Genomic DNA, 10,271 nt, shown 5'->3' with positions numbered 1-10,271 from the left:
GGCGGCGGGCGCCGGCCTCGGCCTTGCCGCCAGGGGCGATATCGTGCTGGCGGCGCGATCGGCCTATTTCGTCCAGTCCTTCGCGCACATCGGCCTCGTCCCCGATGCCGGGGCGACATGGCTGCTGCCGCGCCTGGCCGGCAAGGCACGGGCGAGCGCGATGATGCTGCTGGGCGAGCGGATATCGGCCGAGCAGGCCGAGACGTGGGGGATGATCCATGCCGTGCATGACGACGCCGACCTGATGCCGGCGGCGCGCGCGATGGTGGCGCGGCTGGCCGCCGGGCCGACCGTGGCCTATCGCCTGATCCGCCACGCGATCGACGCCGCCGCCACCCTGTCGTTCGGCGAGACGCTGGCGCTGGAACGCGCGAACCAGCGCACCGCCGGCCTCACCGCCGATCATGCCGAGGGCGTCGCCGCCTTCTTGGCCAGGCGCCCGCCGGTGTTTCGCGGGGAGTAGCCCCTACCGCTTCGGCATCACCGTCATCGCCGCCAGCGTCATCGCCTCGGTGGCGGTGGCGATCGTCACGTCGGGGTCGGGCGCCCATTGCGCGCTGTGGATCGAGGGGAGCTTCGTGGTGTCACCCTTCGCCGCGTCCCATTTCGCCTGCGGCACGCCGCCCACCCAGAACAGCAGGCTCTGGATCGAGGGATCGGCCAGCAGGTAGCGGCTGAAATCCTCGCCGCCCATCTGCGGCTTCGTCTGCACCACCCGCGTCGCGCCGAACCGCTGGCGGAAGGCAGCGGCCAGCGTGCCGGTGAGCGGCTGGGTGTTGCGCGCGGCGGGCGTATATTCGGGCGGCTGCGTCACCACCGGCATCCGGTCCTCCGGCAGCCCCGCCGCGATCGCCTCGCCGCGCGCGATGCGGGCGATGCCGTCGAGCAGCAGCTTCCTCACCTCGGGGGTGTAGCTGCGGACGGTGATCTGCAGCCGCGCCTCCTCGGGGATGATGTTGTGCTTCGATCCGCCGTGGATGCTGCCGACCGTGACGACGCCGCTTTCCAGAGGGTCCACCTCGCGCGAGACGAGCGTCTGGAGCGTGGTGACGATCCGCGCGGCCAGCACGATCGGGTCTTTCGCCAGCTGCGGATAGGCGCCGTGCCCGCCGACGCCCTTCACCAGCACGTCCACCGAATCCACGTTGGCCATCGTGTAGCCGTCGGCGTAGCCGATCGTGCCGGCGGGTAACTGCGCCGAATCGTGGAAGGCGATGGCGACCGTGGGCCTGGGGAAGCGGGTGTAGAGCCCGTCGTCCAGCATCGCCTCGGCGCCGCTGCCGATTTCCTCGGCGGGCTGCGCGATCATCACCAGCGTGCCGGACCAGCGGTCCCTCATCGCCGCCAGTCGGCGGGCGGTGCCGATCCACGCGGTCATGTGCGTGTCGTGGCCGCAGGCGTGCATCACCCCGCTCTCGATCCCGCCGGCCGCCGTCGCCTTCACCGTGCTGGCATAAGGCAGGCCGGTCGCTTCGGTCACGGGTAGCGCATCCATGTCGGCGCGCAGCAGCACGACCGGGCCGGGGCCGTTCTTCAGCACCGCCACCACGCCGGTCTTCCCCACCCCGGTGGTGACGGTGAAGCCGAGCTTCTTCGCCTCGCCGGCGAGGATGGCGGCGCTGCGCGTTTCCTGGAAGCCGAGTTCGGGGTGGGCGTGCAGATCCCGGTAGATCGCCAGCAGGCCGGGCATGTCGGCGCGCACCGCCCCGGCCAGCGGATCGGGCGGGGTCTGGGCGAACGCGGGGAGTGCCGAAAAGACGGCGGCGAGGGCGAGGAACGGCTTGTGCATCGCGCCAGAGTGCCAGATTGCGCTGCCCGGGCAAGCAAAGGATGATGCGCGTGGGTGAGGCCAAGAAGGATCTGCTGGCACGGATCGCCGATGCGCTCGACCGGCTGGCCCCGCCGCCGCCGGCCCCCGCCGATCCGCTGGCGCACCCCGCCTATGTGTGGCGCGACGGGGCGCTGGTGGCCGCGCGCGCCTTCGCGCCGCTGCCGCTCGACCTGCTGAGCGGGGTGGACGCGCAGAAGGCCGCGCTGGTGGCGAACAGCCGCCGCCTCGCCGCCGGCCACGCCGCGCACGACGTGCTGCTGTGGGGCGCGCGCGGCGCGGGCAAGTCCGCGCTGGTGAAGGCCAGCGTCGGCGCGTTGCAGGGCGAGGGTTCCGCGATCGCGCTGATCGAGGTGGCGGGCGAGCAACTGGCCGAACTGCCCCGCCTGTTCGAGATCATCGCGGGACGCGACCGCGCCTTCATCCTGTTCATCGACGACCTCGGTTTCGAGGAGGGCAGCGCCGCGCCCCGCCTGCTGCGATCGCTGCTGGAAGGCGGGGCGGAGGCGCGGCCGGGCAACGCGCGGCTGTACGTGACGGCCAACCGCCGCCACATCGTCTCGCGGTCGCTGGCGGAGCAGGACGACCCGATCAACCCGCGCGACGTGATCGACGACAAGCTGGCGCTGGCCGATCGCTTCGGCCTTAGCCTGGGTTTCCACGTGTGCGACCAGCCGACCTACGTTGCGATGGTGGCGGGCTATGCCGCGCGGCTGGGCCTGCCCTTCGACGAGCATGAGGCGATCGGCTGGGCGACGCAGCGCGGCAGCCGGTCCGGCCGGGTGGCGTGGCAATATGTGGTGGAGCTGGCCGGGCGGATGGGCAAGGCGCTGTAGCCGGCGGGGGCTCCGCGTCCGTCGCGGATCGGGACGCGCCCGTCGCCCGCGCCGCAGGAATGGCGGTGGCGTGGGGGGTGATCTGCGACTACCGACTGCCTATCTTCGATCGGGCCGTGATCGGAGGACTGGCGTGATCGCGAGGGCTGACCGGCCGATGGAAGAGGAGTCGCACGTCTCATGATCGCCAGCCTGATCGCGCTCGTCGCGTCGACAGCCACCCCGGCGCCCGCCGCCCCGCCAGCGGCCGCCACCCCGCCGGCGCGCGTGGCTCCCTCGCAGGCCACGGCGCGGGGCGCGGCGGCGATGAAGGCGCTCGGCATGTCCGATGCCGGCATCGCGGTCCTGCGCAAGCAGAGCGCGCCCGATCCCGATGCCAGGGCGATGCTGGCCAAGCGGCAGGCGTTGCGCGCAAAGCTGGCCGAGGCCGCCGCCGCCACCCCGTTCGACGTGGATGCCTTCGCCGAGCTGCTGCGTGAATCATCCACGCTGGAACAGAGCGTGCGCGCGCGCAGCGAGGAGCGGATCGTGACCACGCTGAAGGCGCTGCCGGCCGCCGACCGCCCGATCTTCGCCAGGGCGGTGTTCGCGGCACCGGCGGTGGCCCCCGCCGCCTTGCCGAAACCCTGACGGCGATCGCGCGCGTCATGGCCGATCCCGTCGTCCTGTGGTTCCGTCAGGATTTGCGACTTGCCGATCAGGCGGCGCTGGTCGCCGCCGCCGGCGAGGGGCCGGTCGTGCCGGTCTATGTGCTGGACGACGAGGCGCCGGGTGACTGGCGGATCGGCGGCGCGCAACGCTGGTGGCTGCACCACAGCCTCGCCGCGCTGGCGGCGGCGCTCGATGAAAAGGGCGTGCGGCTGATCCTGCGGCGCGGCGATGCGGCGGACGAGGTGGCGAAGCTGGCGGACGAGGTGGGTGCCACCCGCGTCCACGCGCTGCATCATTACGAGCCATGGTGGCAGTCGGCGGAGACGGCGCTGGGCAAGCGGGTGGACCTGTGCCTGCACGAGGGGACGCGGCTGGCCCCGCCCGATCGGATACGCACCGGCAGCGGCGGGCGCTACCGCATGTTCACCGCCTTCTGGCGCGCGCTGAAGGAACAGATGCCGCCGCCCAGGCCCGTCCCCGCGCCGGACCGCATCGGGACGGTGGCCAGGCCGCCGAAATCCGATCGCCTCGCCGACTGGGATCTGCTGCCGACGAAGCCCGACTGGGCAGGCGGCTTTTCGGTATGGACGCCGGGCGAGGCGGGCGCGCTGGAGGCGCTCGACGATTTCCTGCCGAAGATCGACGACTATGACGTCGCCCGCAACCTGCCCTCGCAGGAAGGTACGTCGCGCTTCTCGCCGCATCTCCACCACGGCGAGCTTTCCCCCGCGACGGTGTGGCATGCGGTGAGCAAGGCGGATGCCCGCCACGCCGAACCGTTCCTGCGCGAGCTGGCGTGGCGTGATTTCACCGGCAACATCATCGATCAGTTCGCTGATTACGCCGACAGCAACGGCCGCGCCGCCTACGATAAAATGCCGTGGCGCGCCGGCAAGGAAGCGGATGCCGATTTCACCGCCTGGACGAAGGGCCGCACCGGCTACCCGATCGTCGATGCCGGGATGCGCCAGTTGTGGGCGACCGGCTGGATGCACAATCGCGTGCGGATGATAGCCGCCTCCTTCGTCATCAAGCACCTGCTGATCGACTGGCGACGCGGCGAGGCGTGGTATTGGGATGCGCTGGTGGATGCCGATTTCGGCAACAACGCCGTCAACTGGCAGTGGGTGGCCGGCACCGGCATCGACAGCAACCCGTTCGGCCGGATGATGGCGCCGCTGGTGCAGTCGCCCAAGTTCGACGCGGGTGATTACATTCGCGAGTGGGTGCCCGAACTGGCCGATGTCGGCGACGACGCGATCCACGACCCGCACGGGGCGGGCAAGGCGCCGGCCGGCTACCCCGCGCCGCTGATCGGCCACCGCGAGGCGCGCGCCCGCGCGCTCGACGCGGCGGCGAAGGTGCGCTGAGCCGGGCCTTGCGCAACGACGGCGATCTGGACAGGAAGCGGGCGATGGATGCTCCCCCCTCCACCCCTACGCGCGCGGCCGTTCGCGGCCGGCATCTGCTGAAGGCCGATCGCGGCTTCGCCACCGGGCCGGGCTGGGTGGCGCGGCTGGTGGCGCCAGGCTTCCACTCGGTGCTCGACCGGATCGATCGCGGGCTGGCGCACGGCTCGCTGGCGGCGGACCTGCCCGACGGCACGCATCGCGTTCTGGGCGGGCGCGGCGAGGGGCCGGCGGTGATCGTCCACCTCGCCAGCTGGCGCGCGCTGCTGCGGCTGATGACGACCGGCTCGGTCGGCTGGTATCGCGCCTGGGCGGAAGGCGAGTGGGCCAGCCCCGATCCGGTGGCGCTGTTCGATCTGTTCATGCGCAACCGCCTGACGCTGGGCGGCGCCGCGCGTGCCAAGGGCTGGGGCCGGCTGGTCAATCGCGCAGCCCATGCGCTGCGCGGCAACAGCAAGGCGCGGGCACGGCGCAACATCGCCTTCCACTATGATCTCGGCAACGATTTCTACGCCAGCTGGCTCGATCGCGGCATGGCCTATTCCAGCGCGCTGTTCGCCGAGCCGATCGGCCCGCGCGAAAGCCTCGAGGTGGCGCAGGCGCGCAAGGTGCGCGCGCTGCTCGACCGGCTGGACCTGAAGCCCGGCCAGCGGCTGCTGGAGATCGGCTGCGGCTGGGGCGGCCTGGCCGAGGTGGCGGCGCGCGATCATGGCGTCTCGGTGGTGGGCCTCACGCTGTCGGCCGAGCAGAAGGCCTATGCCGATGCGCGCCTCGCCGTGGCGGGGCAGGAGGACCGCGTCTCGATCGAGCTGACCGACTATCGCGACGCGACCGGGCAATATGATGCCGTCGCCAGCGTGGAGATGGTCGAGGCGGTGGGTGCCGCCTACTGGCCGGCGTTCATGGCCGCGATCGCCGGTCGGCTGAGACCGGGCGGGCGCGCCGCAATCCAGTATATCGTGATCGACGACGCCATCTTCGAGAATTATGCCGCCAGCGCCGACTTCATCCAGACCTATGTCTTCCCCGGCGGGATGCTGATCTCCGAAACCCGGTTCCGCGCGGCGGCCGAGGCGGCGGGGCTGGAATGGCGCGACCGGCGCGGCTTCGGCCTGCATTATGCCGAGACACTGCGGCGCTGGCGTGTCGCCTTCGACATGGCCGAGGAGGAGGGCCGCCTGCCCGCCGGGTTCGACCCCGCCTTCTGCCGGCTGTGGCGCTATTACCTGATGTATTGCGAGGGCGGCTTCCGCGGCGGCGGCATCGACGTGGCGCAGGTGACGCTGGTGAAGCCCGCCTGATCGCCAACGCCGCCGGTCTATGACCGGCTGTCGGGGCCATCGATACGACAGCCGCGTTGCTCCACACGGCGGTACGATGGGGGGAGTGCAAGACCCTGTCGCCGATTCCTAGCGATCCTCACGGCGGCAATGCCGGCGGCGCGCGGGCGCTGCTGGCGTGCGCGACGCCGCGCGGACGAACCGATTTCGCGGACCGGCGCCGTCGCCCGAACGATCTCGTCATCAGCCGACAAAAAAGGGCCGGCGAGTTGCCTCGCCGGCCCAGTCGTTCGCAGGAGGAACATCGTCTGGTCGCCGGGGCGGTTCGTGCCCCCGGCGTTCCAATCTCTCAGATATTGTAGGCCCGCTCGCCATGCTCGCCGAGATCGAGGCCTTCGCGCTCGACTTCCTCGGTGACCCGCAGGCCGGTGAGCGCCTTGGCGGCATACATGGCGATGGCGGTGCCGATGGCGGCCCACACGATGGTGGTGGCGACGGCGGCGATCTGCACCATGAGCTGATGGCCCATGTTATAGTCCGCCGGCCCCGGCCCGCCCAGCGACGGAGCATAGACGATGCCGGTGCCGATCGCGCCGATCATGCCGCCCACGCCGTGGATGCCGAACGCATCGAGCGAGTCGTCGTAGCCCAGCTTCGGCTTCAGCACGGTGACCATGTAGAAGCAGACGATCGAGGCGATCGCGCCGAGGATGATCGCGCCGAACGGGCCGCTGTTGCCTGCCGCCGGGGTGACGGCGACGAGACCGGCGATGATGCCCGAGCAGAAGCCCAGTGCCGAACCCTTGTGGCCCGAGAACCGCTCGGCCAGCATCCAGAACAGCGCGGCGGACGCGGTGGCGACGAAGGTGTTGATCATCGCGAGGGCGGCCGAACCGTTCGCCTCCAGCGCGGAGCCGGCGTTGAAGCCGAACCAGCCGACCCACAGCAGGCCGGTGCCGACGCCGGTCAGCGTCAGGCTGTGCGGGGTGATGATCTCACGCATGTAGCCGATGCGCTTGCCGAGGATGATGCAGGCCACCAGTGCGGAGACGCCCGCGTTGATGTGCACCACGGTGCCGCCGGCGAAATCGAGCGCGCCCTGGGTGAAGAACAGCCCGTTGGAGGCCCACACCATGTGCGCGATCGGGAAATACACGATCGTCAGCCAGATGAGCGCGAACACCATCACGGCGGAGAACTTGATCCGTTCCACCACCGAGCCGAGCACCAGCGCCACGGTGATCGCGGCGAAGGTCATCTGGAAGCTGATGAACACATATTCGGGAATCGCCACGTCCTTGGTAAAGGTGGCAGCGGTGCTGGCCGAGGTGACGCCCGACAGGAACATCTTGCCGAAGCCGGCGATGAAGGCGTTGCCGCCGTCGCCGAACGCCATCGTGTAGCCCCACATCACCCACACGAGCATGGCGAGGCAGGCGACCGCGCCGATCTGCGTCATCGCCGAGAGCATGTTCTTGGTGCGGGTGAGGCCGCCGTAGAACAGCGCCAGGCCCGGCAGGATCATCATCAGCACCAGCACGGTGGAGGTGAGCATCCAGGCGGTATCGCCCTTGTTCACCACCGGCGTGACGGCAGCGGCGGCGGCATCAACCGGCGCCTGCAACGCATCCTGCGCCCAGGCGGGAGCGGCGGCGAGGGCGATTGCCCCCAGCACACCCCCAGCGGCCACGATCTTGGTCGAAAGCTTCATGTGTCCCCCTGTCGTTTTAGAGCGCGACGTCGTCGGTTTCGCCGGTGCGGATGCGCACGGCCTGCGCGATCTCGACGACGAAGATCTTGCCGTCGCCGATCGCGCCGGTGTTGGCCGACTGCTGGATCGCTTCCACCACGCGCCCGGCAAGATCGGTGGAGCAGGCCACCTCGACCTTGATCTTGGGCACCATGTTGGTGCTGTATTCGGCGCCGCGGTAGATCTCGGTCTGGCCCTTCTGGCGGCCGAAACCCTTGACCTCGGTCACGGTCATGCCCTGCACGCCCAGCCCGGACAGCGCTTCACGCACCTCGTCCAGCTTGAACGGCTTGATGATGGCTATGACGAGTTTCATTCCGCCTCCCTGCTTGGCTGTCAGAGATGGCATCGCAAAGGCCGTGCCAGTTGCGATACAAGGTCGTTCTGCACCGCAATGCAGCAGATACGGCCGAGGCGCGGCGTCCCGGCCGCACAGGCTTTAAGCAGGAATGAGCAGGTGCCTTGAAAACAGGCAGATCCGCCGATCCGGTATGGAGCCGGATCGGCGTTCGTGCGTCAGCCGCCGGTGCCGCCCACCGTCAGCCCCTCGATCAGCAGGGTGGGCTGCCCCACGCCGGCGGGAACGGACTGGCCGCCCTTGCCGCAGATGCCGACGCCCTCGTCCAGCGCCATGTCGTTGCCGATCGCGCCGACGCGGGTGAGCGCGGAGGGACCATCGCCGATCAGCGTGGCGCCCTTGATCGGGGCGCCGATCTTCCCGTTCTCGATGCGGTAGGCCTCGGTGCAGGAGAAGACGAACTTGCCGCTGGTGATATCCACCTGTCCGCCGCCGAAATGTTTGGCGTAGATGCCGTTCTTCACCCGGCCGAGGATCTCGCCCGGATCGTCGTTGCCGCCGAGCATGAAGGTGTTGGTCATCCGCGGCATCGGCGCATGGGCATAGCTTTCGCGCCGGCCGTTGCCGGTGGCGGGCACGCCCATCAGCCGGGCGTTCAGCCGGTCCTGGATGTAGCCCTTGAGGATGCCGTCCTCGATCAGCACGTTGCGCTGCGTCGGCGTGCCCTCGTCGTCGATCGAGAGCGAGCCGCGACGGTCCGCGATCGAGCCGTCGTCCACCACGGTGACGCCCGGAGCCGCCACCCGCTCGCCGATGCGGCCGGAGAAGGCGCTGGTGCCCTTGCGGTTGAAATCGCCCTCAAGCCCGTGGCCGATCGCCTCGTGCAGCAGCACGCCGGGCCAGCCGGGGCCGCACACCACCGTCATCTCGCCGGCAGGGGCGGGCACGGCATCGAGGTTGACGAGCGCCTGCGCCAGCGCTTCGTCGATCGCGCGGTTCCAGTTCGCCGGCTCGAAGATGCGGTCGTACATGTAGCGGCCGCCCATGCCGAAATAGCCGCTCTCGCGCTTGCCGTCCTGCTCCACCACGATCGAGACGTTGAGGCGGACGAGCGGCCGCACGTCGAACGCGACGAACCCGTCGGGGCGGACGATCTCGACCACGCTCCAGCTTCCCGCGATGCCGACCGACACCTGACAGACGCGTGGGTCGCGGGCGCGGGCGGCGGCGTCGACCTCCTGACAGAGCGCCACCTTGCGCGCGAACGGGATCGCGCCGAGCGGGTCGTCGCCCGTATAGAGCGCGCGATTGGTGCCGCGCGGCGCGGCATCGCGCGCGCCCTTGGCGGGGTCGAGCAGCGTCATCGTCTCGGCGGCACGGCGGATGGCGCTTTCCGAGATGTCGTTGGCGTGGGCGAAGGCGGTCGTCTCGCCCGATACGCCGCGCAGGCCGAAGCCGGCCTGCGTGTTGAAATCGGCGGTCTTGAGCCGGCCATCGTCGAAGCCGAAGCTCTCCGACGCGATATATTGCAGGTACAACTCGCCATCGTCGCACCCGCGCAACGCCTCGGCGGTGAGGCGGAGCGCGCCATCGGGATCGAGCGCGTTCTCGCGATAGAGGAAGCGGCGGGGATCGGTGAAGCTGGTCATGGGGGTAGATATAGAGCGCGGCGCGCGCGGGGGAAGGGCGTTGGCCGTTGGTGGGTTCGGTGCCGTTCGTGGCGTGCGGCTCCGCGCAAGGACGAGGCGGTTGAGGTTGTAGCGCCGGCAGAACGCTGCACCCTTGCCGTCGCGATGTTGCACGACGCGGACGGCCAGATCGGCGGTGACGCCGACGTAGAGTACGCCCTGCGGCCGGTTCGTCATTACGTAGGTCCAGCCGCCGATCGCATGAGATCAGCGTATCGCCTGCCTCACGGGATGCCAGCGTTCGCTGGCATGACGAGACTTGGAGAAGGGACATCCTCGCCCTCGCGGGCGTAGGGAGCAGTAAAGGCGGGGCAGCATCGTTTTCGCGTGCAGGACGGTTTGGAACGAACGGCGCGCAGGTTGCCCCGCGCCCTCAGTGCGCCTCGTCCGCCGGGCCGCCGATCAGGATGAAGCGGCGGTCGCAGTAGCCGCAGTCGACATAGCCGGTCTCGTCCACTTCCAGCCACACGCGCGGGTGGCCGAGGGCGGCGCCGCCGGGAATGTCGCTGGCGCCGTCGCAGGCGACGCGGG

Annotated in this window: 10 protein-coding genes; 5 read left to right on the top strand and 5 right to left on the bottom strand. The window is 70.2% G+C overall.

All coding sequences use genetic code 11. The annotated features are described in order from the left end of the window. A partial coding sequence (locus FOY91_RS19225; protein WP_203234634.1) for an enoyl-CoA hydratase-related protein occupies nucleotides 1-463 on the top strand: 463 nt, incomplete at its 5' end. A gap of 3 nt (nucleotides 464-466) precedes the next feature. On the opposite strand, the gene FOY91_RS19220 is transcribed toward FOY91_RS19225, so the two are convergent. Next, complete coding sequence (locus FOY91_RS19220) at nucleotides 467-1,789, bottom strand: amidohydrolase (protein ID WP_145155360.1); 1,323 nt, start codon at nucleotides 1,787-1,789, stop codon at nucleotides 467-469. Nucleotides 1,790-1,833: 44 nt separating this feature from the next. On the opposite strand from FOY91_RS19220, the gene FOY91_RS19215 reads away from it, so the two are divergent. The 4 genes from FOY91_RS19215 (at nucleotide 1,834) to FOY91_RS19200 (ending at nucleotide 6,025) form a co-directional block, all read left to right on the top strand. Further along, nucleotides 1,834-2,664 (top strand): ATP-binding protein, encoded by an 831-nt coding sequence (locus FOY91_RS19215; RefSeq protein WP_145155364.1) that lies wholly within the window; start codon nucleotides 1,834-1,836, stop codon nucleotides 2,662-2,664. Between the two features lie 180 nt (nucleotides 2,665-2,844). Further along, nucleotides 2,845-3,294 carry a hypothetical protein gene (locus FOY91_RS21825; RefSeq protein ID WP_162527285.1) on the top strand — a complete coding sequence of 150 codons (450 nt, stop codon included), beginning with the start codon at nucleotides 2,845-2,847 and terminating at the stop codon, nucleotides 3,292-3,294. 17 nt (nucleotides 3,295-3,311) lie between these two features. After that, entirely contained in the window at nucleotides 3,312-4,685 is a 1,374-nt protein-coding gene (locus FOY91_RS19205; RefSeq protein WP_145155358.1) for a cryptochrome/photolyase family protein, read from the top strand. Nucleotides 4,686-4,729: 44 nt separating this feature from the next. Next, a complete protein-coding gene (locus FOY91_RS19200; protein ID WP_145155356.1) occupies nucleotides 4,730-6,025 on the top strand; it encodes an SAM-dependent methyltransferase in 1,296 nt (431 codons plus the stop codon). Nucleotides 6,026-6,353: 328 nt separating this feature from the next. On the opposite strand, the gene FOY91_RS19195 is transcribed toward FOY91_RS19200, so the two are convergent. The 4 genes from FOY91_RS19195 to FOY91_RS19180 all read right to left on the bottom strand — a co-directional run. Beyond that, a complete protein-coding gene (locus tag FOY91_RS19195) occupies nucleotides 6,354-7,715 on the bottom strand; it encodes an ammonium transporter (protein WP_145155354.1) in 1,362 nt (453 codons plus the stop codon). Nucleotides 7,716-7,731: 16 nt separating this feature from the next. Further along, nucleotides 7,732-8,070 carry a P-II family nitrogen regulator gene (locus FOY91_RS19190; protein WP_145155352.1) on the bottom strand — a complete coding sequence of 113 codons (339 nt, stop codon included), beginning with the start codon at nucleotides 8,068-8,070 and terminating at the stop codon, nucleotides 7,732-7,734. Nucleotides 8,071-8,270: 200 nt separating this feature from the next. Beyond that, nucleotides 8,271-9,917 (bottom strand): metalloprotease TldD, encoded by a 1,647-nt coding sequence (gene tldD / locus FOY91_RS19185; RefSeq protein ID WP_420822898.1) that lies wholly within the window; start codon nucleotides 9,915-9,917, stop codon nucleotides 8,271-8,273. A 196-nt stretch (nucleotides 9,918-10,113) separates the two neighbouring features. Next, on the bottom strand, nucleotides 10,114-10,271 hold a 158-nt coding region (locus tag FOY91_RS19180), incomplete at its 5' end, for a zinc-finger domain-containing protein (protein ID WP_145155350.1).

The sequence above is a fragment of the Alterirhizorhabdus solaris genome (assembly GCF_007785815.1).
GTDB classification, from domain to species: Bacteria; Pseudomonadota; Alphaproteobacteria; order Sphingomonadales; family Sphingomonadaceae; genus Alterirhizorhabdus; species Alterirhizorhabdus solaris.
Note: the sequence above shows the minus strand (reverse complement) of the source record. Positions and strands in the feature narration are given on the sequence as shown.

Coding starts and splice junctions, on each gene's coding strand:
- FOY91_RS19220 (WP_145155360.1), bottom strand. CDS start 1,789: ATGCACAAGCCGTTCCTCGCCCTCGCCGCCGTCTTTTCGGCACTCCCC.
- FOY91_RS19215 (WP_145155364.1), top strand. CDS start 1,834: ATGCGCGTGGGTGAGGCCAAGAAGGATCTGCTGGCACGGATCGCCGAT.
- FOY91_RS21825 (WP_162527285.1), top strand. CDS start 2,845: ATGATCGCCAGCCTGATCGCGCTCGTCGCGTCGACAGCCACCCCGGCG.
- FOY91_RS19205 (WP_145155358.1), top strand. CDS start 3,312: ATGGCCGATCCCGTCGTCCTGTGGTTCCGTCAGGATTTGCGACTTGCC.
- FOY91_RS19200 (WP_145155356.1), top strand. CDS start 4,730: ATGGATGCTCCCCCCTCCACCCCTACGCGCGCGGCCGTTCGCGGCCGG.
- FOY91_RS19195 (WP_145155354.1), bottom strand. CDS start 7,715: ATGAAGCTTTCGACCAAGATCGTGGCCGCTGGGGGTGTGCTGGGGGCA.
- FOY91_RS19190 (WP_145155352.1), bottom strand. CDS start 8,070: ATGAAACTCGTCATAGCCATCATCAAGCCGTTCAAGCTGGACGAGGTG.
- tldD (WP_420822898.1), bottom strand. CDS start 9,917: ATGACGAACCGGCCGCAGGGCGTACTCTACGTCGGCGTCACCGCCGAT.